Below are 26,236 nucleotides of genomic sequence, written 5' to 3' on the forward strand. Positions count from 1 at the left end.
GACTACTGCTTCCCCTCGGTCGACTTCTTCTTCTTGGACGGCGGTTCCCCGAAATCGGGGTCGAGGAGCCCGTCGGGCGGATCGATCTCGATCACGCCGTCCCGGACCGACACCGTCGGCACGATCTCGGTGACGAACGGGACGAGCAGCTCCCCGCGTTCCTGGCCGGCCGGCCGGATCGACAGCAGTTCGCCGGCGGCCGTGTGCAGGACCTCGCGGACGGTGCCGACCTCGGTTCCACCGTCGGGACGCCCGGCGACGATCCGCACCGTCAACCCTTCGAGTTCGTGGTCGTAGAACTCGTCCGGGTCGTCGGAGGGCGGAAGGTCGGCGCTGTCGACGACGAACAGCACCCCGCGCAGTGCGTCGGCGGCGTCGCGACCGTCGATGCCCTGCAGGCGCAGCAGAAGCCGCCCGGAGTGTTCCCGGGCGGCTTCCACTGTGTACTCGTGCAGGTGCTTGTCGCGAGGCTTACGGCCACGCAGGACCGCGCCGACAGCGAAGCGCTCCTCGGGTTCGTCGGTGCGAACCTCGACGACGACTTCGCCTCGGATGCCGTGCGACTTGGCCACACGGCCCACGACGAGCTCCATCGACGCTCGCCTAGCGGTCGGTGTCGACGACGTCGACACGGATACCCCGGCCACCGATTCCGGTGACGAGGGTCCGCAGCGCGGTCGCGGTGCGACCGCCGCGGCCGATGACCTTGCCGAGGTCGTCGGGGTTGACGTGCACCTCGACGGTGCGGCCCCGACGACCCGCGATCAGGTCGACGCGGACGTCGTCGGGATGGGCGACGATTCCACGAACGAGATGCTCGACGGCATCGGCGACCACGGCGCTCATTACTCGGCGGCCTCGGTGGACTCGGCCTCGGTGGACGCCTCGGCGGACTCTTCCTTGGCAGCCTTCTTCTTCTTGGGCGTGACGGCCTCGGCAGCCGGCTCGTTCTCGGCCTGCGCGAGGGCGGCCTGGAACAGCTCGAGCTTGGACGGCTTCGGCTCCGCCTTCTTCAGCGTGCCCTCGGCGCCCGGCAGGCCCTTGAACTTCTGCCAGTCACCGGTGATCTTGAAGAGGTTGAGGACCGGCTCGGTCGGCTGGGCGCCGACGTTCAGCCAGTACTGCGCACGCTCCGAGTCGATCTCGATCAGCGAAGGCTCTTCCTTCGGGTGGTACTTGCCGATGGTCTCGATGGCCCGGCCGTTGCGGCGGGTGCGCGAGTCCGCGACGACGACGCGGTACTGCGGGTTGCGGATCTTGCCGAGACGGGTGAGCTTGATCTTGACAGCCACTGCTGTGTTCTCCTTCGGGGTGCGCCGAGGCGCGTGTCACGTGCAATTCGGACGACGCGCCCTTCTGGCACGCCCGGTTTTGCCTCTAGCCTGTGACCGCCGCGCGGTACGTAACCGGATGCGACGACAGCGAACCATTCTGCCAGACGCGTGAGCCAGGACGAAACCGGCACCCGGTGACCCCACGCACCCTCTCTACAGGCGCGCGGGACTGCCCGAGACCACCCGGCCGCGGAGAACCACGAGATCGGGACGGGCCGCCGCCGGGTCGCTGCGCGGATCCTCCCGGTACACGACGAAATCCGCCGACGTCCCCGGCTCGAGACTCGGGTGCCCGAGCCACGCGCGGGCCTTCCAGCTCGCCGCGGCATACGCCTCGGTGGGGTCGAGACCCACGCGCACGAGCGACGCGATCTCGTCGGCGATGCGCCCGTGCTGCACCTGACCACCGGCATCGGTGCCCGCGTAGATCGGGATGCCGGCCTCGTGGGCGGCGCCGATGGTCTCGTCGAGGCGCGCGTACAGGGCGCGCATGTGCGCTGCGTACACCGGGAATCGCGTCGCCGAATCAGCGATGTCCGGGAAGTTCTCGATGTTGACCAGTGTCGGCACGAGCGCGGTGCCGTGAGCGGCCATCGTCGCGATGGTCTCGTCGGTCAGGCCCGTGCCGTGTTCGATGCAGTCGATCCCCGCCGCGAGCAGTCCGGGCAGGGCGTCCTCACCGAAGACGTGCGCCGTCACCCGCGCGCCCTCGCGGTGGGCCGCGGCGATCGCCTCGACGAGGATCTCGTCGCTCCACAGCGGAGCGAGGTCGCCGACCTCACGGTCGATCCAGTCGCCGATGAGCTTGACCCAGCCGTCGCCGGCCCGGGCCTGACGGGCCACTTCGTCGGGCAGCTGCGACTCGTCCTCGAGGTCGACGGGCAGCCCGCGGATGTAGCGCTTGGGCAGCGCGATGTGCCGGCCGGCCCGGATGATCCGGGGCAGGTCCGCCCGCTGGTCGAGGGCCCGGGTGTCGACGGGCGACCCGGCATCGCGGAGCAGCAGGACACCCGCATCGCGTTCGGTGACGGCCTGCGCGAGCAGACCCTCCTCGTCCTCCGCTCCCCCGCCGAACCGGATACCGACGTGGCAGTGCGCGTCGACGAGACCCGGCAGGATCCAGCCGTCGGCGCAGAGCACCTCGGCGTCGCGGCCGGGCTCGTCCGTGAACGCTCCGTCGGCCCCGACGAACAGCTCGACGGGTTCGCCGTCGGCCAACGACCGGCCCCGCACGACGAAGGAACGCGCATCACCCTCGGTCACGGTCATCCCCCGGCCCGGCTCAGTTCTTGGGGAACTTCAGCTTCGACAGGTCGAAGTTCTCGAGACCCGGAGGAAGCTCGTCGAGGCCCTTCGGCATCTTCGACAGGTCGGGCATCCCGGCGGGCATGCCACCCGGGAGACCGGGGAAGCCGCCGGGCATACCGCCCCGCACCTTCGGCGGCGTCGGTCCGCGACCGCCCTTCTTCCCCTTCTTGCCCTTCTTGCGCTGGTTCTTGCGTGCGCCCGGCATGCCCATCTGGCCGGCCATCGCCGTCATCATCTTCCGGGCCTCGAAGAACCGGTCGACGAGCTGGTTGACGTCGGAGACCTTCACACCGGAACCGTTGGCGATGCGCAGTCGCCGCGAGCCGTTGATGATCTTCGGGTTGGCGCGCTCCTCCGGCGTCATGCCGCGGATGATCGCCTGGATGCGGTCGAGCTGCTTCTCGTCGACGTTGGCGAGGGCGTCCTTCATCTGCCCGGCTCCGGGCAGCATGCCCAGGAGATTGGCGATGGGGCCCATCTTCCGCACGGCCATCATCTGCTCGAGGAAGTCCTCGAGGGTGAGCTCGCCGGAACCGATCTTGCTGGCGGTGGCCTCGGCCTGCTCGGCGTCGAAGACCTGCTCGGCCTGCTCGATGAGGGTGAGCACGTCGCCCATGCCGAGGATGCGGCTGGCCATGCGCTCGGGGTGGAAGACGTCGAAGTCCTCGAGCTTCTCACCGGTGGAGGCGAACATGATCGGCTGGCCGGTGAGCTCGCGGACGCTGAGCGCGGCACCACCGCGGGCGTCGCCGTCGAGCTTGGTGAGCACCACGCCGGTGAAGCCGACACCCTCGCGGAACGCCTCGGCGGTGCTCACAGCGTCCTGACCGATCATCGCGTCGAGGACGAACAGCACCTCGTCGGGCTGCACGGCGTCGCGGATGCCCGCGGCCTGCGCCATGAGTTCCTGGTCGATACCGAGGCGACCGGCGGTGTCGACGATGACCACGTCGTACTGCTTGTTGCGCGCCTCGGCGATGCCCTGCTCGGCCACGGCGATCGGGTCGGCGGCGGTGACTCCGAGTTCGTTCTCGCCTCCGCCGATGGAGGTGCCGGGATGGGGCGCGAAGACCGACACGCCGGCACGCTCACCGACCACCTGCAGCTGGGTCACAGCGCCGGGGCGCTGGAGGTCGCAGGCGACCAGCATCGGGGTGTGCCCCTGCGCCTTGAGCCACTTCGCGAGCTTGCCCGCGAGTGTGGTCTTACCGGCACCCTGCAGACCGGCGAGCATGATGACCGTCGGCGGGGTCTTCGCGAACTGCAGACGACGGGTCTCACCGCCGAGGATCCCGACGAGTTCCTCGTTGACGATCTTGACGACCTGCTGGGCCGGGTTGAGCGCGCCGTGCACCTCGGCACCCTTGGCGCGCACCTTGATCTTCTTGATGAACTCGCGCACCACGGGCAGCGCGACGTCGGCCTCGAGCAGGGCGAGGCGGATCTCACGGCAGGTCGCGTCGATGTCCGCGTCGGACAGCCGCCCCTTGCCGCGCAGGTCCTTCAGGACCCCTGTCAACCTGTCGGAAAGGGATTCGAACACCGAATGCGCTCCTGAGCTCTGACGAAGATGCGGACAATGCTGCGAACCAGGGTAACCGCTCCCGATCCGTCGCGACCGCGGGTGGCCACGCCACAGGGCGGGCCACCCGCGCGGTCACGATCCGTCGGTCACGATCTGTCGGCGGGCGCGGGCGGCTCGGGAGCAGGCAGGACCGACAGCAGTTCCTTCTCGAGATGTTCCCGAGAGACACGGGTGTGGGCACCGGCGAGATCGACGCAGAACGAGTCGATCACCGTCGAACCCAAGGTGCTCACCCGCGCCCACCGCACGTCGGCTCCGACACGCTCGAAGACGTCCGCGAGACGGCACAGCAGACCGATCCGGTCCTCCGACCGGATCTCGAGCACGACCTGGTCCGATTCGGACCCTTCGAACCAGATGATCCGCGGCGGCGCGAGAGCGGCGCTGACTGGAACCGCCCGGGCCGTTCGCTCGGGAAGCCGGCTTTCGCGTTCGGCGCGGTCCTTGGCCTCGAGGGCACCGAGGAGGTCGAGATCGCCGGAGCGAGCCCGCACGAGTTCCTGCCGGAGCAGGGCCGCTTCGGGCGGTGAGCCGAATCTCGGAGCCACGACGAAGCTGTTGACCGTGCTGCCGGCGTGGCTGCCGATCGAGGCCGACAGCACCCGCAGACCGTGCAGCGAGAGCACACCGGCCTCGTCGGAGAGCACGCCCCGCTCGTCGGGCGCGACGAAGGTCGCGGTGAAGCTGCGGCCGTCCTCGCGCGGGTCGAGCGCGACGTGCAGGGCACCGTCCTCGGCGAGGTTCGCGAGGACGGGATCGATCGGATCCGGCGCCGGGAGCTCGTCGCCCGCCATCATCATGCGGCAGCGGCGTACGAGTTCCCGGATCAGCGACGCCTTCCAATCCCCCCAGACTCCTGGGCCGGTGGCCTGCGAATCCGCTTCGGCCAACGCGTGGAGCAGGTCGAGCAGCACCGGATCGCCGTCGAGGGCGTCGACGACCGCGGCCACGGTCTCCGGATCGTCGAGGTCGCGGCGGGTCGCGGTGTGCGGCAGGAGCAGGTGGTGCCGCACCATCGAGGTGAGCAGCGCCAGATCCGAGGGCCACAGGCCCATCCGCCGCCCGATCTGCAGGGCCAGTTCGGCACCGACCACGCTGTGGTCGCCGCCGCGTCCCTTGCCGATGTCGTGCAGCAACGCGCCGAGGACGAGCAGGTCCGGCCGGGCGACCCGCGTCGTCAGTTCGCTCGCGTAGACGGCGGTCTCGACGAGGTGCCTGTCCACGGTCCACGTGTGCACGGCGTCGCGGGGCGGCAGGTCGCGCACCGCACCCCATTCGGGGAGCAACCGCCCCCACAGTCCGGTGCGGTCCAGCGACTCGATGACGTCGACCGCGCGACGTCCCGAGCCGAGCAACACCAGGAAGTCGTCAAGGGCTTCGCGAGGCCAGGGTTCGCGCAGTTCCGGTGCGTGATCGGCGAGCCGGGTGAGCGTGGCCGCCGAGACCGGCAGTCCGGCCTGCGCGGCGGCCGCCGCGACCCGCGTGATCAGGCCCGGATCGCGACGCGGATGCGCGTCGCGCGCGAGGGCCACCTCTCCCCCGTGCTCGACGACCCCTTCGTCGAGGGGACGCCGCACCGGTCCGCGGCGCAGCCGCGACAGGCCCTTGCGCGGCAGCGAATTGGCCGCGGTGCGCAGGCCGACGTCGACGGAGTAGCTGATCGTGCGGGCCGATTCGGTGAGCACCCGTGCGAGATCGAAACGGTCGCCGATCCGCAGCGCCGCGGCGATCTCGTCGGCGTCCTGGGCGCGCAGCTGGTCGCGGGAGCGGCCGGCGACGCGGTGCAGCTCGGTGCGTACGTCGAGCAGTCGCCGGTGGGCGGCCGCGAGGCCTCCGCCCGGGACGTCGGGTCCGAGTCCCGGCATGCCGTCGGTGAGCTGCGCAACGGACAGGACATTGAGCAACTGCACGTCCCGCAACCCGCCGCGACCGCTCTTGAGGTCGGGTTCGGCCCGGTGGGCGATCTGCCCGCTGCGCTGCCATCGCACCTCGGTCATCTCGATGAGTTCGTCGAAGCGGGACCGGATGCCGGTGCGCCACTGACGTCGCACACCGCCGATGAGCAGATTGCTCAGCTGGGCGTCGCCCGCGATGTGCCGGGCCTCGAGCATTCCCAGTGCGGCTGTCAGATCGGAGGAGAACACCTGGAGGGCCTGGGGCACCGTCCGGACACTGTGGTCGAGCTTGATGTGCGCGTCCCACAGCGGGTACCAGAGCTCGTCGGCGACCTTCGACACGACGGACGGCGCCATGTCGTCGTGGAGGAGGATGAGATCGAGATCGGAGTACGGGAGCATCTCGCGGCGTCCGAGACCCCCGACGGCGACGATGGCGAAGCCTCCCTCGCGCTTGATGCCGAGTTCGGAGCCCTTCGTCGTCAACCAGAATTCGTGCAGGTCCACGAGGGCGTGACGCAGGGCCACGGTGTCGAGGCGGCGGCTGCGGGGGCCGCCGGAGAGCAGGGTGTCGCGGGCTGCCGCGAGATCGGCGGCGCCCGCCGGTGCGGTTGTGCGGGCCGAGGACACCGAAGGCCCCGACCCCGCTGCCGAAGCAGCGGGATCAGGGCCTCGAGTGCCGGACCCCTGGGGGTCAGAGCGCATCCGAACCTCGTTCTCCGGTGCGGACCCGGACCACCGCTTCCACGGGCGTGACCCACACCTTGCCGTCGCCGATCTTCCCGGTACGGGAGGCCTCGACGATGGTCTCGACGACCTTGTCGACAGCGGAGTCGTCGACGACGACCTCGACGCGGACCTTCGGCACGAAGTCGACGGAGTACTCCGCTCCGCGGTAGACCTCGGTGTGGCCCTTCTGGCGGCCGTAGCCCTGCACCTCGCTGACTGTCATTCCGAGCACACCGGCCTGCTCCAGGCCTGCCTTGACGTCCTCGAGCGTGAACGGCTTGATGATCGCCGTGATCAGCTTCATATCCTCATCCTTCCCAGAGCCCGCTGGCCGCTGTCATCCCTGCTCGCTGTCGTGGTCTTCTTATCACTTGAGAGCCGGCGCGAAGTCGTATGCGGATTCCGCATGTTCGGCTTCGTCGATACCGCGGGCCTCTTCCTCGTCGCTCACACGCCAGCCCATGGGCTTGAGTGCGAAGGCGATCACTGCGGTGACGACTGCGGTGAACACCAGGGCGACGACTGCGATGACGATCTGGATGACGAGCTGCTTGTAATCGCCACCGTAGAACAATCCGGTCTCGGTGCCGAGGAAGCCGATGGCGACCGTGCCCCACAGGCCCGACACGAGGTGGACACCCACGACGTCGAGCGAGTCGTCGTAACCGAACTTGTACTTCAGACCCACGGCGAGGGCGGACAGGATGCCGGCGATGACGCCGAGGGCGATCGATCCGACCGGGCTCAGCGAGCCGGCAGCGGGGGTGATGGCGACCAGGCCGGCGACGGCACCGGACGCGGCACCGAGGCTGGTGGCCTTGCCGTCACGGATGCGCTCGGTGACGAGCCAGCCGAGGATGGCGGCAGCGGTGGCGGTGGTGGTGTTGACCCAGGCCAGACCTGCGAGACCGTCGGCCGCGAAAGCGGAACCGGCGTTGAAGCCGAACCATCCGAACCACAGCAGTGCAGCGCCGAGCATGACGAACGGCAGGTTGTGCGGGCGGAAGGCGGTGCGACCGAAGCCGGCGCGCTTGCCGATGACGACGGCCAGGACGAGAGCGGCGATACCGGCGTTGATGTGGACGACCGTGCCACCGGCGAAGTCGATCGGGGCGACCGAGGCGACCGTCTCACCGTCGACGTCGACGGTGCCGAACAGTGCGGCAGCGATGCTGTCCTCGGAACCCGACAGCAGGCCACCACCCCACACCATGTGGGCGAGCGGGAAGTAGGCGCACGTGACCCAGATGGCCGCGAACGCCATCCACGTACCGAACTTGACGCGCTCGGCCAGCGCACCGCTGATCAGGGCGGTGGTAATGATCGCGAAGGTCACCTGGAAACCGATGTCGATGATCTGCGGGTAGTCACCGAGACCGGGGAGGAAGCCACCCTCGTCATCGTAGATGGCGCCCTGCAGACCGAACTGTTCGAACGGGTTCGCGAAGATACCGAGGACGTTCTCCGTGCCGTAGGACATCGACCAGCCCCACAGGACGTAGATCACCGCGATGATCGCCATGGAGCCGAACGACATCATCATCATGTTGAGCACGGACTTGGAGCGGGACATCCCGCCGTAGAAGAACGCCAGGCCCGGGGTCATCAGAAGCACGAGCGACGCTGCTATCAGCATCCACGCTGCGTCGCCGGTGTTCACCACTTCCTCCACTTGCAACCTCCCTGTAGGCCGCGCCGATCGGCGCGTTGTCGAGGGAAAGCTTGCTGCCCGGATGTTTCCGTGGAGGCGCCGTGCTGTTTCGTGGGCGTGAACGCAGGAACCGACCTTGTTTCATCCTTGTTTCACACTTTTCGGACACCGTATTTCCACCGACGGAACCGGCCGCTGCCCGCACGAGCGGACAGCGGCCGGAGCGACGGACGCGGTGTGGATCAGCCCAGCAGAGCGTCCACAAAGGCTTCCGGTTCGAAGGGGGCGAGATCGTCCGCTCCCTCACCGAGACCCACCAGCTTCACCGGGACGCCGAGTTCGTGCTGCACCTGGAAGACGATGCCGCCCTTGGCGGTTCCGTCGAGCTTGGTGAGCACCACACCGGTGATGTCGACGACCTCGGCGAACACACGGGCCTGCATCAGGCCGTTCTGACCGATCGTCGCGTCGAGGACGAGCAGCACCTCGTCGACGGCGGCCTTCTTCTCCACGACGCGCTTGACCTTGCCGAGCTCGTCCATCAGGCCGGTCTTGGTGTGCAGGCGGCCGGCGGTGTCGACGAGGACCGCGTCGACGCCGTTGTCGATGCCCCTCGCGACGGCATCGAACGCCACCGCGGCGGGATCGGCTGCCTCCTTGCCGCGGACGACCTCGGCACCGACGCGTTCGGCCCAGGTCTGCAGCTGGTCGGCGGCCGCGGCACGGAAGGTATCGGCGGCACCGAGCAGCACCCGGCGTCCGTCCGCGACGAGCACGCGGGCGAGTTTGCCGGTCGTCGTGGTCTTGCCGGTGCCGTTGACACCGACGACGAGCAGCACGGCGGGATGGTCCTCGTGCGGGAGGGCCCGGATGGAGCGGTCGAGCTCGGGGCGGAGCTCGTCGACGAGCACGCTGCGCAGCACGGCGCGGGCGTCGGCCTCGCTGCGCACGTTGTTCACGACCATCTCCTCACGCAGACGGTCGACGATCTTGGTGGTCGTCGCGGCGCCGAGGTCGGCGACGAGCAGCGTGTCCTCGATCTCCTCCCAGGAGTCCTCGTCGAGGTCGCCGCCACCGAGCAGACCGAGCAGGCTCTTGCCGACCGCCGACTGCGAGCGGGCCAGACGGCCGCGCAGGCGGACGAGGCGACCCGCGGTGGGTTCGATCTCCTCGATCGGGGCTGCCGGAGGAACAGCGGCCGGTCCGGCCGGTTCGACGATTTCCGGTTCGACGACCTCGGGTTCGGCGACGGTCTCCGTCACCGGGGCGGGCTCGACCTCGGGCTCCGGCGCCGGTGCGACCTCCGGTTCCGGTGTCGGTTCGGGGGCGACCTCCGGCTCGACGGGCTCGGGAGCGGGACGCTCCGGCTCCGGGGCGACCTCGGGCTCGACCGGCTCGGGTTCGGCCGGCTTCGGTTCGGCCGGCTTGGGTTCTGCAGGCTTGGGTTCTGCAGGCTTGGGTTCTGCAGGCTTGGGCTCGGCCTTCGGCTCGGGCTTCGGTTCCACCTTCGGCGCAGGCGCCGGTTCCGCCTTCGGCTCCGCGGGTGCGCTCGGCGGAGCTTCGGTGATCTCCTCCGGAAGCGGCACCGTGCGGGGCGCGGGCTCCGGCTTCGCCGCAGGCTTCGGTGCCGGTTTCGGCGCAGGCCGGGGGGCCGGCGCCGGTGGCGCGGCCGTGCCCTGCGAGAAACTGAATCCGCTCTGCGCCTTGTAACCGCCCGAGCGGTCCTTGGTCTCGGCGGAATCGAGCTGCGGGGTCTCGGGCGCCTTCAGCGACACCTGCCGCCGCCGGTAGAGGGTCAGACCGACGACGAGCGCGACGAGAACGACCGCCAGCGCGGCGGCGATGACTATCCAGGCTCCGGTACTCACGCACCCATACTGTCAGGCCTGGAGCTCTTCCTCCGGTTCGGGGACCGGTGTCGCGATCTCGCGTCCGCGCAGTCGCTGCGAGATGACCCGGGTGATGCCGTCGCCCCGCATGCTCACGCCGTACAGCGCGTCGGCGACCTCCATCGTCGGCTTCTGGTGCGTGATGACGATGAGTTGGGACTTCTCGCGCAGCTGCTCGAACAGCCCGATCAACCGTCGCAGGTTGGTGTCGTCGAGCGCGGCCTCGACCTCGTCCATCACGTAGAAGGGTGAGGGGCGGGCCCGGAAGATCGCGACCAGCATCGCCACCGCGGTCAGGGACTTCTCGCCGCCCGACAGCAGCGACAGGCGCTTGACCTTCTTGCCCGGCGGGCGGGCCTCGACCTCGATTCCGGTGGTGAGCATGTCGCTCGGGTCGGTGAGCACGAGCCGTCCCTCACCGCCGGGGAACAGCTTCGCGAAGACCTGTTCGAACTCGCGCTCGACGTCGGCGTAGGCCTCGGTGAACACCTGCAGGATTCGCGCGTCGACCTCCTCGACAACGGCGAGCAGGTCCTTGCGGGCGCTCTTGACGTCCTCGAGCTGGGTCGACAGGAAGTTGTAGCGCTCCTCGAGGGCCGCGAACTCCTCCAGCGCGAGCGGGTTGACGCGCCCGAGCGTCGCGAGATCCTTCTCCGCGCGCTTGGCCCGCCGCTCCTGGGTGGCCCGGTCGTAGGGCATCGGTTGCGGAGCGACCACCTGTTCGCCGCGCTCGCGTGCCTGCTCGTACTCGGCCATCTCCAGCGGCGTGGGCGGCAGCGGCACGTCGGGGCCGTACTCGGCGACGAGGTCGTCGAGGGCGATGCCGTGCTGCTCGAGGATGGTCTGTTCGAGCTGTTCGATCCGGAGCGAGGCCTGCGCCCGGGCCACTTCGTCGCGATGCACTGCGTCGGTGAGCTGGTCGCGCTGCGCGGACAGTTCGCGGACGAGTTCGCGGGCCCGTTCGAGCTGTTCGGCGCACTCGGCGCGGCGCCGGTTCAGTTCGTCGCGCTGGGCGAGTGCCGTCGCCACGGCTACGTCGAGTTGTTCGGCGAGTCGCTGTCCTGATTCCGCCACCGCCGCGGCGACGGCCGCCGCCTGACGACGCGCGATCCGGGCACGTTCGGCACGAGCACGTGCCTCGCGCTCGGCCTGCGCGGCGCGGCGGAGCGAATCCGCTTTGCCCCGAAGCGCTTCGGCGCGTTCCTCGGCCGTGCGTGCCGCGAGTCGCGCCTCGACCTCGACGGCCCGGACCTCGGCGAGGGCGGCCGCGGCCATCTCCCGCTCGGCGGCGGTGTGATCGGTGCCGGCACCGTCGCTGCTCCCGGCCGAGTCGTCCTCGGCCAGGCGCAGTCGCTCCTCGAGTTCGACCAGCTTCTCCCGCGCCGCGTCGCGTTCCTTCTCGGCCTCGGTGCGCTGGGACGCGAGCCGTCCGGATTCGGCGTGGGCGGTGCGTGCCGCCTGGCCGAGCCGGCCGAGCTGTTCGTAGACGGCAGACATCGCCGCATCGGACTCGTTGAGGGCGGCGAGGGTCTGTTCGACGTGTTCGGCGCGTTCGGCCTGTTCCGCGAGTGCGCCCGCGAGGGCTGCGGCCAGTTCCTCGGAGCGGCGTTCGGCCTGTTCGAGACCGGCACGGGAGGTGTCGATCGCCGCCTGGATCTCGAGGGTGCTCGGGGCGCGGTGCGAGCCGCCGACCACCCAGCCCGCGCCGGCGAGGTCTCCTCCGCGCGTCACGGCGCGCAGGTCGGGCCGGGCAGCGCTGACCCCGAGGGCGGTGGGCAGGTCGTCGACCACGACGGTGCGGGCCAGCAGGCCGTCGACGCCTCCGCGCAGGTCGGCGGGACACTCGACGACCTCGCGGAGCCACCGGGCACCGGTCGGCAGGTCGCCGGTGTCGGTGGGGCCGGTTGCGCCGGGCAGGACGAACGCCACCCGGCCCTGGTCGGCGTCGGCGAGCGCTGCGACCGCCGAGATCGCGGCGTCGGCCGACTCCACCTCGAGGGCATCGGCTGCGGCACCGAAGGCGGCTGCGACGGCGGCCTCGTATCCCGGGGACACCCGGAGGCGGTCGGCGAGGCGCCCGACGAGTCCGTCGCCGGACCGCGTGTCGATCAGCCAGGCCGCGCCGTCGGTACGTTCGAGGCCCATCGACAGGGCCTCGATGCGGGCGCCGAGGGAGGCGACCTCCTTGCCCGCGGCGCGTTCTGCCTCCTGCAGTTCGGCGACCCGCTCGTCGGCGAGCCGCTGCGCTTCGAGCGCTCGTTCGTGCTGCGCGTCGGCATCGATCTCACCGGCGTCGAGATCGTCGATGCGTGCCTGAGCGGTCTCGAACTCGGCCTGTGCGGCAACGCCACGGAGGCGGGCCTCCTCGATGGCGACGGTCAGGCGCGCGATCTCCGCGTCGATCGACTCGGCGCGGGTGCGCATCGTCTCGACCTGGCCGGCGAGACGCGCGAGGCCCTCGCGCCGGTCGGCGACGGCACGCACCGCGGCCAGATGCGCGCGTTCGGCGGCCGCTGCGGCCTCCTCCTGCGCGGCGAGCTGCTCACGTGCCGCTTCGAGCGCGCCGTGCGCGATCTCGACGGCCTCGATCAGTTCCGCTTCCTCCGCGGCGATCCGGTCGGCGCGGGCCTCCATCTCGTCGGGATCCTGACCGGAACGGTCCTCGGGTTCGGCGTGCAGGTGGCGGGCGCGTTCCTGCGCGACCCGCACGGTCGCCGAGACACGCTCGGCGAGGGCGGACAGGCGGAACCACGTCTGCGACGCCGCTTCGGCACCCGGTGTGAGCTGCGCGAGGGCCTGTTCGTGGCGGGCGAGTTCGGCGTTCGCGTCGTCGAAGGCCGTGAGCACGGTGTCGAGTCGCTCCCGGACCATCTTTTCCTGCTCGTCGTGCCCGGCGAGTTCGGCGCGGCGCGTGACGAGGTCGTCGGCGGCCAGACGCAACCGCGCGTCGCGCAGGTCGGCCTGGATGGTCTGGGCACGACGCGCGACCTCGGCCTGCCGGCCGAGCGGTTTGAGCTGGCGTCGCAGTTCGGCGGTGAGGTCGGTGAGGCGGGCGAGGTTGGCCTGCATCGAGTCGAGCTTGCGCAGCGCCTTTTCCTTGCGCTTGCGGTGCTTGAGGACGCCGGCGGCCTCCTCGATGAAGGCGCGCCGGTCCTCCGGGCGGGATTCGAGGATCACAGCGAGGCGGCCCTGGCCGACGATGACGTGCATCTCGCGGCCGATACCGGAGTCGGACAGCAGTTCCTGCACGTCCATGAGACGGCAGGAACTGCCGTTGATCTCGTACTCGCCGGCGCCGTCGCGGAACATGCGGCGGGTGACGGAGACCTCGGAGTACTCGATGGGCAGCGCGCCGTCGGAGTTGTCGATGGTGAGCGTGACCTCGGCGCGTCCGAGCGGCGGGCGACCGGCGGTTCCGGCGAAGATGACGTCCTGCATCTTGCCGCCGCGCAGGGCCTTGGCGCCCTGCTCCCCCATCACCCAGGTGAGTGCGTCGACGACGTTCGACTTGCCGGACCCGTTGGGGCCGACCACACAGGTGATGCCCGGTTCGAAACGCAGAGTCGTCGACGAGGCGAAGGACTTGAAGCCCTTCAACGTCAGACTCTTGAGGTACATGGGTGAGAACTCTACCGGCGGGTTGTGACCGCTTTCCTAGGCCGGGTGCACCGCGCGCACCGTCCCGTCGAAACCGGTCGTGTACAGGACGTTCGGGTCCCAGCCCGGTCCCGAACCGAAGGCGAGCGAGGACATCAGCGGGATGCCCTCGGCGATGCGGCAGCCGTGCCCGGTCGCCGGATCGACCCGCAGGACCGCGCCGGCGAGGTTGAGTGCGATGTACAGCGCTCCGTCGGGGCCGATCGTGAGGTCGTCGGGCATCGAGAGCAGGCCCGGCCCGGGCAGGTCGATGCTGCGCACGGGTCCTTCGAGGTCGCGTGCGTCGAGGATGTGGAGCCGGTTGACGTTCTCGAAGGTCGTCACGGTGTACACCGTGTCGCCGTCGACGGCGATGCCGTTGACGGATCCGAGATCGGTACGGACGACACGGACGTCGCCACCGCCCGCGGGCACGAGAGTGAGTCCGACCTCGCCGAGATCGCGCGAGGCGAGCATCGAGCCGTCCGAGAGTCGGCCGAGGCCGTTGGGCATGACCAGCCCGGTGCCGTGGGTGCCGCGTTCACCCGTGTCGAGGTCGAGCGTGTCGATCGTGCCGTCGGCGGTCCCGGCCAGCCCCGAGACGGTCGTGTTGCCCACGTTCAGGTACGCGGTGGGACCGTCGACGACGATGCCGCCCGGACCGGACACCTCGGGCAGCACGGTGGTGATGCTGCCGTCGGGAGCGATCCGGCGCAGCGCTCCGGGGCCGACGAAGGAGGTGTCCGAGACGAGCAGACCGCCTCGCTCGTCGAACGCCAGATTCTCGAGGACACCGAGTCCGGACGCGACCGTCGTGACCGTCCGCGGCGCGCAGGCAGCCGGATCGGCCGCCGCCGGTGCTGCACCCAGAGGTGTCACTGCCACAGCGGCGACTGCTGCCGCCACCATCGTCGAACGTGCACGCCTGCCCATGCGTCTCCCCCTTGCCGACCGCGACCGGCACCACCCGGCCGCATCCACCCGATCGCGGCAGGATACCAAGCCGAACGGACAAACAGGACGAAGTCAGCGTTCGACGAAACCGGTGAGGTCGCCGCGCGCGGGATCCCACGATTCGACGACGAGCCGCACCCCACCGGGAGTGTCGCCGGATTTCAGCCACGCGAGGAGCTGTTCGAGTGCGGGACGGGGGCCTTCGGCGACGACCATCACGCGACCGTCGGGGTGATTCGTCGCGTGCCCGACGAGACCGAGTTCGAGTGCGCGGGCACGCGTGAACCAGCGGAAACCGACCCCCTGGACGCGGCCGTGCACCCACGCCGTGAGCCGTTCGACGTCTGCGGGGGCGTTCATCGATCAGTCCTCGGCGGTGATCGTCAGCGAGACCTTGGTGCCCGCCTTGAGGGTGCGGCCCACCGTGCATACCTTGTCGACGGAGCGTTCGACGAGGGCGATGAGCCGGTCCCGCGCAGCAGCGTCGAGCTCCGACAGGTCGAGGACCATCTCCTCCTCGAGGTGCGGGTAGACCTCGTTCTCGCGGTCGGCGGCACCGGAGACACGGATCGTCGCGTCGTAGTCGTCGCCGAGCCGGCGGGACAGCGGGAAGTCCGAGGCCATGCCGGAGCACGCGGCGAGCGCGATCTTGAGCAGCTCGCCCGGGGTGAAGACGCCCTCGACGCTCTCCGAGCCGATGAGTACCTCGGCGCCGCGGGAGCTGCGTCCGGTGTAGCGGCGCGTGCCGGTGCGCTCGACCCACAGCTCGGTGGCGGGAAGGTCGGAAGTCTGGTCAGCCATGGGGGAAATCCTGCCATGTCCCGTCGACGGGGATGTCGCGGAGGATGGTCACGAAGTCCTCGACCGCGGCGGACGACGCGTCGGCACTGCGTCGCAGCACTCCGACCGGTTCGACGGTGCCCGCGGTGGGCACGTCCAGGCGCCGGACCACCCCGTCGGCGAGGTCGTCGCGGGCCGCACGCTCGGTGGTGATCCACACGGCGTCGCTGCGCCGGACCACCCCGCGTGCCACGGCGAGGTCGAGTGTCTCGATGAGCCCGACCGGCAATCGCAGGCCGTGACGCTCGAACAACGCCTCGGTCGCGTGGCGCGGCACGGTGCCACTGGTCGCGACCACCAGGGGGTGTTCGAGTGCGTCGGCGACGGAGACGGAACGCCCGGCGAGAGGATGGCCGGGGCGGACGACGAGGATCAGCGTCTCGGCGTACAGGAGCTCGAACGACAGCCCGACCATCCGGGACGGTTCGGCCATGCGTCCGAGGACGACGTCGAGGGCGCCGGCGGCGAGCGCCGACAACAGGACGGCATTGGGATCGGTGCGGATCCGGATGTCCAGATCAGCGCGCACGCGGCGCAGCTCCACCAGAGCTTCGGGGAGCACGGACCCGGCCACGGTGGGCAGGGCCCCGATCCGCAGCGGCTCGCGGGCGGGTTCGGCCGCTCCCGCCAGTGCGGCCACTGCTGCGTCCAGTGAGGTGGTGACGTCCTGCGCGTATCGCAGGAAGCGGTGACCTGCCGCTGTGAGGCGCGCGCCGTGCCGGCCGCGGTCGAGGAGCTTCGCTCCGGCGAGCACCTCGAGCTCGTTCAGGGTCTTCGTGACGGCCGGCTGACTCAGTTGCAACAGATCGGCGGCCCGCCCGACCTGACCCTCGCGCGCGACGGTGACGAAACATCTCAGGTGCCGGAGGCGGATTCTTCGCGCCTGCTCCGGGACGGACGAGGACGGACCGAACTCGGATTGCATCACTGGAAGTTATGAATCAACTGCTCTTTTGTCAATTTACATGAGTTTTTCTTCGCCATATGGTTGTGCTCACAGCTCAGAGATCGGAGATCGCATGTCCACCGGCGAATACGTCGAGCGCGACCACACGCTGCACCCACCCGCGCTCACCCCCGGCTACCGCACGTCGGTGCTGCGCGCACCGCGGAACGCGCTCATCACGCCGAAGCCGACCCTGTCGGAGATCACCGGCCCCGTCTTCCGCAGCGACGAACTCGGCGCCCTCGACAACGACCTGATCCTGAACTTCTCCAAGGACGGCCTACCGATCGGTGAGCGCATCATCGTCCACGGCTTCGTCAAGGACGAGTTCGGCAATCCGGTCGAGGGCGCACTCGTCGAGGTGTGGCAGGCCAACGCCGGTGGCCGGTACCGCCACAAGAAGGACACCTATCTCGCTCCCATCGATCCGAACTTCGGCGGTTGCGGGCGGATGCTCACGGACGCGAACGGCTACTACCAGTTCCGGACGATCAAGCCCGGCGCATATCCGTGGGGCAACAGCCGCAACGCCTGGCGCCCGGCCCACATCCACGTGTCGATCCTCGGCCGCGGGTGGGCGCAGCGCCTGATCACCCAGCTGTACTTCGAGGGCGACCCGCTCATCGAGAAGTGCCCGATCGCGCGGACGATCCCCACCGTGGACCAGCTCCGCAGCCTGATCGCCCAGGAGGATCCCGCCTCCAACGCGCCGTTCGACGCCCGCGCCTACCGCTGGGACATCACCCTGCGCGGTCGCCGCGCCACCTTCTTCGAGAACACCGACCTCCCGGGAGCCCCGCGATGAGCCTGCCCACCGACCCCTACCGGCCCGTGCCCCCGCTGCTCCCCCGCGCGATGGTCACGCGTTTCCCGGAGACGCCCTCGCAGACCGGCGGCCCGTACGTCCACATCGGGCTGGCGCCGCAGCAGGCCGGCTTCGACATCTTCGACAACAACTTCGGCAACGTCCTCGTCACCGATGAGACCGAGGGCGAGCGGATCGTGTTGGAGGGCCGCGTCATCGACGGCACCGGCACCCCGGTGCGCGATGCCCTGCTCGAGAGCTGGCAGGCGAACGCGCACGGCCGGTACGCCCATCCGGACGACGCGCAGGACAAGGACCTCGACCCCAACTTCCGCGGCTGGGGACGCACCGGCGGCGATTTCGAGACCGGTGTGTTCACGATCGAGACGATCAAGCCCGGAGCCGTCACCAACCCCGACGGCTCCGTCTCGGCACCCCACATCCTGCTGGTGATCTTCGCGCGCGGCATCAACCTCGGCCTGCACACGCGGGTCTACTTCGAGGACGAGGCCGAACTCAACGCCGCGGATCCCGTCCTGAAGGGCATCGAATGGGAGGTGCGGCGCAACACGCTGATCGCGTCGCGGTCCGAGCGCGACGGACGCACCGTCTACACGATCGACATCCGACTGCAGGACACCCCGGACGGCGGCGCCGAGACGGTCTTCTTCGACATCTGACGAGAACCGTTGCGAACGGCCCGGTCTGCGCGTGCGCTACCGGGCCGTTCGCGGTCGTGGCTGACACTTCGGGCAGCTGTACGACGAGCGGTTCATGAACTTCTCGCGACGGATCGGCGCGCCGCAGCGTCGGCACGGCTCGTTCTCGCGCCCGTAGACGTTCAGGGAGCGCTCGAAATAGCCGGACTCCCCGTTGACGTTGACGTACAGGGCGTCGAACGACGTACCACCCTGGCCGAGAGCCTCCGCCATCACCTCGGTGGCGGCGTCGAGAGCCGACCGGAGCTTCGGACGCGACAGCGCGTCGGTCGGCCGGTTGCCGTGAATCCTTGCGCGCCACAGCGCTTCGTCGGCGTAGATGTTGCCGATACCGGAGACGACGGTCTGGTCGAGCAGCGCACGCTTGAGCTCGGTGTGCTTGGTGCGCAGCACGGCCACGACCGCGTCCGGGTCGAACCGGGGATCCATCGGGTCGCGGGCGATGTGCGCGACCGGCAGCGGCAGACGATCACCGTCCACCTCCACGAGCGGGGCCAGGGCCCAGCCTCCGAAGGTGCGCTGATCGACGAAGCGCAGATCGGCGCCGTTGTCGAGGACTGCGCGGATACGCAGATGCTTCTCGTCCGGCACGGTCGGAGGCTGCACGAGCATCTGCCCGCTCATCCCCAGATGCACCACGAGCGCCAGATCGGCCGGTTCGAGCACGAGCCACATGTACTTGCCGCGACGCTCGACCGAGGCGACCTTCTGACCGGTCACCTGCAGTGCGAGATCGCGCGGACCGGGCTCGTGCCGGCGGACGGCACGCGGATGCAGCACCTGCACCGAGTCCACCGTCGCGCCGACGACGTGCGCGTCGAGTCCGCGACGGACCACCTCGACTTCGGGAAGTTCGGGCACCTGCGGTCAGTTGCCCTCGGTGGGCGTGTCGGTGGATCCGGACTGCTCATCGGAAGTGCCGGCATCACCGGCTGCGGCAGCAGTGCCCTCGGTCAGCGCGTTCCACGCAGCCGACGCGGCCTTCTGCTCGGCTTCCTTCTTGGTACGTCCGACACCGGTGCCGTAGGGATTGCCACCGATGAGGGCGGTGGCGGTGAATTCCTTGTCGTGATCCGGACCGGTGGCGGTGATCTCGTAGGCCGGAACACCGAGACCGCGTTCGGCGGTGAGTTCCTGCAGACTCGTCTTCCAGTCCAGACCGGCACCGAGACGGGGGCCGCGTTCGAGCAGCGCGGCGAACAGGCGCAGAACCACTTCGCGCGCGACATCGATGCCGTGGGCGAGGTGGACGGCACCGAGGAGCGATTCCATGCCGTCGGCCAGGATGCTGGCCTTGTCGCGTCCGCCCGTCAGCTCCTCGCCCTTGCCGAGCAGGAGGTGCACTCCGAGCCCACCTTCTCCGAGGCCGCGCGCCACCTCGGCGAGCGCGTGCATGTTGACGACGCTCGCGCGGATCTTGGCGAGTTCGCCCTCGGACTTGTCCGGGTGGGTGAGGTAGAGCTTTTCGGTCACCGCGAGCCCGAGGACGGCATCGCCGAGGAACTCGAGACGTTCGTTGGTGGGCAACCCGCCGTTCTCGTAGGCGTACGAGCGGTGGGTGAGCGCCAAGGACAGCAGTTCTGCGTCCAGAGGCACGCCGAGGGCGGCGAGGAGAGACTCGTGGCTCTCTTCGCCGCCCTCGGTAGCTGTTTCGGAGGACTTGCTCGTCACGTGAATACCGATTAGACGGGCGCGGTCACCTGACGGCCGTTGTAGGTGCCGCACGACGGGCACGCCACGTGGGGCAGCTTCTTCTCTCCGCAACCCCGGTTCGGGCAGGTGACGAGCGTCGGCGCAGTGGTGTTCCACTGGCTGCGCCGCGACCGGGTGTTGGAACGCGACATTCTGCGCTTGGGGACGGCCACGTCTACTTCTCCTCGTTGTTCGAGCTGTCGATTTGACTGCTGGGTTCTTCGGAGCCCGCGCCGAACTTGGCTGCCAACCCAGCCCAGCGAGGATCCATTGTCTCATGACGGTGCCCGGATTCCGCAATCGCCAGGCGAATGCCGCATTCGGGGCACAATCCCGCACAGTCGTCACTACACAACGGCTGCAGCGGAAGTTCCAGGCCCACCGCGTTCACGAGGACCGGTTCGAGATCGATGAGATCGTTCTCGACGCGGTACACCTCGTCGTCCTCGGTGGTCTGCTCCGTGACGCTGTTCGGGTAGGCGAACAGCTCGGTGAGGTACACGTCCACCGGCTCGGTGAACGACTCGAGGCACCGAGAGCACTCACCGACGGCGTCGGCACGAACACTACCGGTGACCAGGACGCCCTCGGACACCGACTCCAGGCGGAGATCGAGATCGATCTCGGAGCCTTCCTCGATCGCGATCAGATCGAGCCCGATGCGCGAGGGTGACGGCACCTTCCGCTCGACCGTACGCATCGAACCGGGCCGACGGCCCAGGGAGAGCGTGTCGAACACCAGCCCGGAGTCCCGGCCGGAACGGGACGTGCTGGAATCACGGGTGGACACGGGGAACTCACCTTCTTCGGACGACGCAGGACACGACTCGGTCGTGATAGGGCAACCGCTCCATGATACGCGATGGGCGGCAGGAGCGAAAATCCCGCGGGTCAGCGGCGACGGCTCGCCCGGTGATCGGCCTCCGCGAAGTCGGGAGCACCCGACAGCCGCAACTGCTGCCGGCCGCGGCCGACGGACCGCAGCGTGGTGCCGAGCAGTTCCTCGAACTCCGACAGCTTGCCGTCGATGTACTCGTCGCACTCGGTCCGGAGACGGTCGGACTCGGCGTGGGCCGAATCGATGACTCGCGCCGACTCGGCGTGTGCGGCCTGCACGACCTCGGTCTGCGACACCAGGCGCGCCTTCTCGGCCTCGCCCTCGGCCACGGAACGCTCGTAGGACGCCTGCCCGGACTCGACCAGACGGTCGGCCTCGACGCGGGCACGCCCGGTCACGCTCTCGTACTGCTTGTTGCCCTCGGCGACGAGATCGTCGGCCTCGGCCTGCGCATCGCGCACCAGTTCCTCGGCGTGGGCGCGGGCCTCCTTGACCATCCGGTCCGCCTGGGCCTTCGCGTCCGCGAGCATGCGGTCGGCGTCGGCGCGCGCGTCCTCGAGGAGGGTGCGTGCCTCCTCGTCGGCGTCCCCGACCGTCTTGTCGGCCTGGGCCCGCGCGTCGTTGATCAGCTTGTCACGGTGATCGAGGACGTCCTGCGCGTCGTCGAGTTCGGGCGGCAGCGCATCGCGCACGTCGTCGAGCAGTTCGAGGACATCGCCGCGCGGTACCACGCAGCTCGCCGTCATCGGAACGCTACGTGCCTCTTCGACGATTGCGACCAGCTCGTCGAGTGCCTCGAATACCCGGTACACGCCCAACCCCAATCACTCGCTCGACACGACCGGTGCGGTCGCGCCGCCGTCCAGTCTGCCGCAGCGCAGGGCACGCTCGTGTGCCCTGCGCTCGGTGTGTCGGGATACGGCCGTCACAGGTCGTGCGGGAGGGGTCGGTCTACTTCGCGGCGGCCCGCTCGGCGAGACGCGCGAGCAGACGATCGTGCACGGAACCCGGCAGCATCTCGGAGACGTCGCCGCCGTAGGTCGCGACCTCCTTGACGAGCGAGCTCGACAGGTAGCTGTAGACCGGGTTGGTGGCGACGAACAGGGTGTCGACGCCGGTGAGCTTGTGGTTCATCTGCGCCATCTGCAGCTCGTAGTCGAAGTCGTTGGCGCCGCGCAGACCCTTGACGATCGCGGTGATCCCCCGTTCGCGGGCGTAGTCGACGAGCAGACCCTGCCAGGCGTCGACCGTGACGTTCGGCAGGTGCGCCGTGGCGTCGGAGAGCATCTCGAGGCGTTCGTCGATCGTGAACATCCCCTGCTTGTTGGGATTGATCGTGACGGTCACGACGACCTCGTCGAACTGGGCCGAGACCCTGCCGATGACGTCGAGGTGTCCGTTGGTGACCGGGTCGAAGGATCCTGGGCAGACCGCGCGGCTCATGACCCAGCACCGTAGCAGGTGGCGATCTCCACTCTGGTCTCGCCGTAGCGCTTCGACCTGCCGACCTCGAATCCCTGCGGCCACACCGTTTCCGGTGATCGCGACGACCGTTCGACCACGACGATCGAGCCGTCCTCGACCCACCCCCCGGAGACCAGCGCCCCGAGCACGCCGGTGACGGCCTCCTCGGTGACGGCGTAGGGCGGGTCGGCCAGGACGAGGTCGTAGACGCGATCGGGGATGCCCGCGAGCACTGCGGACACCGGTGCGGTACGCAGCACCGCACCGGGCAGTCCGACCGTCGCGATGTTCTCGCGGATCACGCCCGCCGCCTTCGCGTCGGACTCGACGAGCATCGCGTGCTCGGCGCCGCGGGACAGCGCCTCGAGGCCGAGCGCCCCCGACCCCGCGTAGAGGTCGAGGACGGCGGCCCCGTCGATGTCCATGCGTGCGTCGAGCGAACTGAACAGGGCTTCGCGCACCCGTTCGGAGGTGGGCCGGGTCCCGCGGGGCGGCACCTTCAGGCGCCGCCCCCCGGCCCGGCCGGCGACGATCCGTGTCACTCGGCGCTGTCTCCCGTGGACACCTCGACGAGCAGGTCGCCACCTTCGACCTGTTGCACCGGTCCGATCGCGACGCGCGTGATGCGTCCGCCGCGCGGCGCGGTGATCGCGGCCTCCATCTTCATGGCCTCGATCGTGGCGACGGTGTCGCCCGCCGAGACGCTGTCACCCTCGGACACGACGAGGGTGACCATGCCGGCGAACGGCGCCGCGACATGACCGGGATGGTTGCGGTCGGCCTTCTCCGCGGCAGGGATCTCCGCGGCCACCGAGCGGTCGCGCACCGACACCGGGCGCAGCTGCCCGTTGAGGATGCACATGACGGTGCGGTAGCCCTTCTCGTCGGCATCGGAGATCGCCTCGAGACCGATGAGCAGTTCGACGCCCTTGTCCAGGCGCACCCGGTGCTCGTCGCCGTGCCGCAGACCATAGAAGAACTGGTTGGCCGACAGCTCGGTGGTGTCGCCGTAGGTCTCGCGGTGCTGCTCGAACTCCTTCGCGGGGCCCGGGAACAGCAGGCGGTTGAGCATGCGGCGACGCTCGTCGGACGAACCGCCGAGGGCCTTCTCCTCCTCCGGCGCGAGCGGGGTGACCGGCTTGGGCTCGGCCCGGCCCGACAGCGCCTTGCTGCGGAAGGGTTCGGGCCAACCACCGGCCGGAGTTCCGAGATCGCCGCGCAGGAAGCCGATCACCGAATCGGGGATGTCGTACTTGCCGGGCTCGGCGGCGAAGTCGTCGACCGAGACTCCCGCGCCCACGAGGTGCAGCGCGAGGTCGCCGACGACCTTACTCGAAGGCGTGACCTTGATCAGGCGGCCCAGGAGGCGGTCGGCGCCGGCGTAGGCGGCCTCGACCTCCTCGAAGCGGTCGCCGAGTCCCAGCGCGATGGCCTGCTGACGCAGGTTCGACAGCTGACCGCCGGGGATCTCGTGGGTGTAGACGCGGCCGGTCGGTGCGGGCAGGCCCGACTCGAACGGTGCGTACACCTTCCGCAGTGCCTCCCAGTACGGCTCGAGATCGCACACGGCCTGCAGGTCGAGGCCGGTGTCGAACTCGCTGTTCGCCGCGGCGGCGACGATCGCCGACAGGGCGGGCTGGCTCGTCGTACCGGCCAGGGCCGCGGACGCACCGTCGACCGCGTCGGCACCGGCGTGCCAGGCCGCGAGGTAGGTGGCGAGCTGACCGCCCGGGGTGTCGTGCGTGTGCACGTGCACCGGCAGATCGAAGTTGCTGCGCAGCGCCGACACGAGCGTCGCGGCGGCCGGGGCGCGCAGCAGACCCGCCATGTCCTTGATGGCCAGCACGTGCGCACCGGCCTCGACGATCTCCTCCGCCAGGCGCAGGTAGTAGTCGAGCGTGTAGATCGTCTCGTTCGGGTTCGACAGGTCACCGGTGTAGGACATCGCGACCTCGGCGAGCGTGGTGCCGGTCTCGCGCACCGCGTCGATCGCCGGTCGCATCTGGTCGACGTTGTTCAGCGCGTCGAAGATGCGGAAGATGTCGATGCCGGTGTCGGCGGCCTCCTGCACGAAGGCACGGGTTACGGCCTCCGGGTAGGGGGTGTAGCCGACGGTGTTGCGTCCGCGCAGCAGCATCTGCAGGTTGATGTTCGGGATCGCCTCGCGCAGTGCCGCGAGTCGCTCCCACGGATCCTCGTGCAGGAAGCGCAGTGCGACGTCGTAGGTCGCGCCGCCCCACGCCTCGATCGACAGCAGCTGCGGCGTCATCCGGGCCACGTGCCCGGCCACGGTCAGCAGGTCCTTGCTGCGCACGCGGGTCGCGAGCAGCGACTGGTGGGCGTCGCGGAAGGTGGTGTCGGTGACGCCGATCGCCTTCTGCTCGCGCAGCGCACGGGCGAAGCCCTCGGGGCCGAGTTCGAGCAGGCGCTGACGCGAACCGGCCGGCGGCGCGGCGTTCAGGTCGATCGCGGGGAGCTTGTCGTGCGGGTACACCGTCGTGGTGCGCTCACCGTGCGGCTTGTTCACCGTCACGTCGGCGAGGTACCGCAGGATCTTGGTGCCGCGGTCGGCGGACGAGCGCAGCGTCAGCAGATGCGGGCGCTCCTCGATGAACGAGGTGTTGACATTGCCGCCGCGGAAGTCCTCGTCGTCGAGCACCGCCTGCAGGAACGGGATGTTCGTCGCGACACCGCGGATACGGAACTCGGCGACCGCGCGGCGGGCGCGGGCGACGGCGGTCTCGAAGTTGCGGCCGCGGCAGGTGAGCTTGACGAGCATCGAGTCGAAGTGGGCGGAGATCTCCGCGCCCACCGACGTGCCACCGTCGAGACGGATACCGGCACCACCCGGGGTGCGGTAGCCGGTGATGCGGCCGGTGTCCGGGCGGAACCCGTTGGCCGGGTCCTCGGTGGTGATGCGGCACTGCAGCGCCGCGCCGCGGATGGTGATGCTTTCCTGCGACAGGCCCAGTTCGTCGAGCGACTCGCCCGCGGCGATGCGCAGCTGGGACTGCACGAGGTCGACGTCGGTGATCTCCTCGGTGACCGTGTGCTCGACCTGGATCCGCGGGTTCATCTCGATGAACACGTGGTTGCCGCGTTCGTCGACGAGGAACTCGACGGTGCCCGCGCACTGGTAGCCGATCTCCTTGGCGAAGGCCACGGCGTCGGCGCAGATGCGGTCGCGAAGCTCGGGATCGAGATTCGGGGCGGGGGCGAGCTCGATGACCTTCTGGTGGCGGCGCTGCACCGAGCAGTCGCGCTCGTACAGGTGGATGACGTTGCCGTGCTTGTCGGCGAGGATCTGCACCTCGATGTGCCGCGGGTTGACCACGGCCTGCTCCAGGAAGACGGTGGGATCACCGAAGGCGGCGTCGGCTTCACGAGAAGCGGCTTCGATGGCCTCGCGCAGCTGGGAGGGCTCGGCGACCCGGCGCATGCCGCGTCCGCCACCACCGGCGACGGCCTTGACGAAGACCGGGAAGTTCATCGTCTCCGAGGCGGCGAGCAGCTCGTCGACATCCGACGACGGCTCCGACGACGCCAGTACCGGGAGGCCGGCGGCCTTCGCCGAGGCGATCGCGCGGGCCTTGTTGCCCGTCAGTTCGAGGATCTCCGCCGACGGACCGACGAAGGTGATGCCCGCTTCCGCGCACGCTGCAGCGAGGTCCGGGTTCTCGGAGAGGAAGCCATAGCCGGGGTAGATCGCGTCGGCGCCGGCCGACACGGCCGCTTCGACGATCTTCTCGACCGACAGGTATGCGCGGACCGGGTGCCCCTCCTCCCCGATCTGATAGGCCTCGTCGGCCTTCAACCGGTGCAGGGAGTTCCGGTCTTCGTACGGGAACACCGCGACCGTCCCGGCACCCAGTTCGTAGGCGGCACGGAACGCGCGGATCGCGATCTCGCCACGGTTGGCGACAAGCACTTTCGAGAACATTGGTCGACGGT

At 69.6% G+C, this 26,236-nt stretch carries 24 protein-coding genes; 2 read left to right on the forward strand and 22 right to left on the reverse strand.

Going from position 1 to position 26,236, the window contains the following annotated elements:
* Nucleotides 1-2: 2 nt before the first annotated feature.
* The 14 genes from rimM to ACPCXD_RS07880 all read right to left on the reverse strand — a co-directional run bounded on the left by rimM (nt 3) and on the right by ACPCXD_RS07880 (nt 16,746).
* Entirely contained in the window at nt 3-593 is a 591-nt protein-coding gene (gene rimM / locus ACPCXD_RS07815) for a ribosome maturation factor RimM (protein ID WP_088897328.1), read from the reverse strand.
* 10 nt (nt 594-603) lie between these two features.
* A complete protein-coding gene (locus ACPCXD_RS07820) occupies nt 604-846 on the reverse strand; it encodes an RNA-binding protein (protein ID WP_006550954.1) in 243 nt (80 codons plus the stop codon).
* A complete protein-coding gene (rpsP, locus tag ACPCXD_RS07825) occupies nt 846-1,292 on the reverse strand; it encodes a 30S ribosomal protein S16 (RefSeq protein ID WP_088897329.1) in 447 nt (148 codons plus the stop codon). The genes ACPCXD_RS07820 and rpsP overlap by 1 nt, the downstream gene beginning before the upstream one ends.
* A gap of 195 nt (nt 1,293-1,487) precedes the next feature.
* Nucleotides 1,488-2,603, reverse strand: coding sequence for an amidohydrolase family protein (locus ACPCXD_RS07830; protein WP_088897330.1), 1,116 nt, complete (start codon nt 2,601-2,603; stop codon nt 1,488-1,490).
* A gap of 13 nt (nt 2,604-2,616) precedes the next feature.
* Nucleotides 2,617-4,185, reverse strand: coding sequence for a signal recognition particle protein (gene ffh / locus ACPCXD_RS07835; protein WP_059381161.1), 1,569 nt, complete (start codon nt 4,183-4,185; stop codon nt 2,617-2,619).
* A gap of 128 nt (nt 4,186-4,313) precedes the next feature.
* Nucleotides 4,314-6,827, reverse strand: a complete 2,514-nt coding sequence (locus ACPCXD_RS07840; protein WP_160876514.1) for a [protein-PII] uridylyltransferase — start codon at nt 6,825-6,827, stop codon at nt 4,314-4,316.
* A complete protein-coding gene (locus ACPCXD_RS07845) occupies nt 6,817-7,155 on the reverse strand; it encodes a P-II family nitrogen regulator (RefSeq protein ID WP_016694628.1) in 339 nt (112 codons plus the stop codon). The genes ACPCXD_RS07840 and ACPCXD_RS07845 overlap by 11 nt, the downstream gene beginning before the upstream one ends.
* A gap of 63 nt (nt 7,156-7,218) precedes the next feature.
* On the reverse strand, nt 7,219-8,523 hold the full coding sequence (locus ACPCXD_RS07850; protein WP_016694627.1) for an ammonium transporter: 1,305 nt from the start codon (nt 8,521-8,523) through the stop codon (nt 7,219-7,221).
* 221 nt (nt 8,524-8,744) lie between these two features.
* The gene (gene ftsY, locus ACPCXD_RS07855; protein ID WP_229567918.1) at nt 8,745-10,370 is read right to left on the reverse strand and encodes a signal recognition particle-docking protein FtsY; all 1,626 of its coding nucleotides are present in this window, start codon (nt 10,368-10,370) and stop codon (nt 8,745-8,747) included.
* Between the two features lie 12 nt (nt 10,371-10,382).
* Nucleotides 10,383-14,009, reverse strand: coding sequence for a chromosome segregation protein SMC (smc, locus tag ACPCXD_RS07860; protein ID WP_423659117.1), 3,627 nt, complete (start codon nt 14,007-14,009; stop codon nt 10,383-10,385).
* 36 nt (nt 14,010-14,045) lie between these two features.
* Complete coding sequence (locus ACPCXD_RS07865; protein ID WP_229567916.1) at nt 14,046-14,960, reverse strand: SMP-30/gluconolactonase/LRE family protein; 915 nt, start codon at nt 14,958-14,960, stop codon at nt 14,046-14,048.
* A 93-nt stretch (nt 14,961-15,053) separates the two neighbouring features.
* The gene (locus ACPCXD_RS07870) at nt 15,054-15,341 is read right to left on the reverse strand and encodes an acylphosphatase (protein ID WP_229567914.1); all 288 of its coding nucleotides are present in this window, start codon (nt 15,339-15,341) and stop codon (nt 15,054-15,056) included.
* A 3-nt stretch (nt 15,342-15,344) separates the two neighbouring features.
* On the reverse strand, nt 15,345-15,782 hold the full coding sequence (locus ACPCXD_RS07875; RefSeq protein WP_145691818.1) for an OsmC family protein: 438 nt from the start codon (nt 15,780-15,782) through the stop codon (nt 15,345-15,347).
* Entirely contained in the window at nt 15,775-16,746 is a 972-nt protein-coding gene (locus ACPCXD_RS07880; RefSeq protein WP_229567913.1) for a LysR substrate-binding domain-containing protein, read from the reverse strand. Before ACPCXD_RS07880 ends, ACPCXD_RS07875 begins: the two co-directional genes overlap by 8 nt.
* 94 nt (nt 16,747-16,840) lie before the next feature.
* Here ACPCXD_RS07880 and pcaH point away from each other — a divergent pair, with 94 nt between their 5' ends.
* Both pcaH and pcaG read left to right on the forward strand, forming a co-directional pair.
* Nucleotides 16,841-17,572, forward strand: a complete 732-nt coding sequence (gene pcaH / locus ACPCXD_RS07885; RefSeq protein WP_006551212.1) for a protocatechuate 3,4-dioxygenase subunit beta — start codon at nt 16,841-16,843, stop codon at nt 17,570-17,572.
* Nucleotides 17,569-18,252, forward strand: a complete 684-nt coding sequence (gene pcaG / locus ACPCXD_RS07890) for a protocatechuate 3,4-dioxygenase subunit alpha (protein WP_160876524.1) — start codon at nt 17,569-17,571, stop codon at nt 18,250-18,252. The genes pcaH and pcaG overlap by 4 nt, the downstream gene beginning before the upstream one ends.
* 36 nt (nt 18,253-18,288) lie before the next feature.
* Here pcaG and mutM read toward each other — a convergent pair whose 3' ends face one another.
* From mutM to ACPCXD_RS07930, 8 genes are all read right to left on the reverse strand, one after another.
* Entirely contained in the window at nt 18,289-19,152 is an 864-nt protein-coding gene (gene mutM, locus ACPCXD_RS07895) for a bifunctional DNA-formamidopyrimidine glycosylase/DNA-(apurinic or apyrimidinic site) lyase (RefSeq protein WP_160876526.1), read from the reverse strand.
* A gap of 6 nt (nt 19,153-19,158) precedes the next feature.
* Entirely contained in the window at nt 19,159-19,962 is an 804-nt protein-coding gene (gene rnc, locus ACPCXD_RS07900) for a ribonuclease III (protein WP_160876528.1), read from the reverse strand.
* 11 nt (nt 19,963-19,973) lie between these two features.
* Nucleotides 19,974-20,156, reverse strand: coding sequence for a 50S ribosomal protein L32 (rpmF, locus tag ACPCXD_RS07905; protein WP_006551208.1), 183 nt, complete (start codon nt 20,154-20,156; stop codon nt 19,974-19,976).
* Between the two features lie 2 nt (nt 20,157-20,158).
* On the reverse strand, nt 20,159-20,773 hold the full coding sequence (locus tag ACPCXD_RS07910; protein ID WP_120282236.1) for a YceD family protein: 615 nt from the start codon (nt 20,771-20,773) through the stop codon (nt 20,159-20,161).
* A gap of 101 nt (nt 20,774-20,874) precedes the next feature.
* The gene (locus ACPCXD_RS07915; RefSeq protein ID WP_088897337.1) at nt 20,875-21,633 is read right to left on the reverse strand and encodes a DivIVA domain-containing protein; all 759 of its coding nucleotides are present in this window, start codon (nt 21,631-21,633) and stop codon (nt 20,875-20,877) included.
* Between the two features lie 139 nt (nt 21,634-21,772).
* Nucleotides 21,773-22,264 (reverse strand): pantetheine-phosphate adenylyltransferase, encoded by a 492-nt coding sequence (gene coaD, locus ACPCXD_RS07920; RefSeq protein WP_160876530.1) that lies wholly within the window; start codon nt 22,262-22,264, stop codon nt 21,773-21,775.
* Complete coding sequence (rsmD, locus tag ACPCXD_RS07925; RefSeq protein ID WP_145691820.1) at nt 22,261-22,827, reverse strand: 16S rRNA (guanine(966)-N(2))-methyltransferase RsmD; 567 nt, start codon at nt 22,825-22,827, stop codon at nt 22,261-22,263. The genes coaD and rsmD overlap by 4 nt, the downstream gene beginning before the upstream one ends.
* Nucleotides 22,824-26,225 carry a pyruvate carboxylase gene (locus ACPCXD_RS07930; RefSeq protein ID WP_229567912.1) on the reverse strand — a complete coding sequence of 1,134 codons (3,402 nt, stop codon included), beginning with the start codon at nt 26,223-26,225 and terminating at the stop codon, nt 22,824-22,826. The genes rsmD and ACPCXD_RS07930 overlap by 4 nt, the downstream gene beginning before the upstream one ends.
* Between the last annotated feature and the right edge of the window lie 11 nt (nt 26,226-26,236).

The sequence above is a fragment of the Rhodococcus sp. AB351 genome (genome assembly GCF_049538275.1).
Lineage (GTDB): Bacteria > Actinomycetota > Actinomycetes > Mycobacteriales > Mycobacteriaceae > Rhodococcus.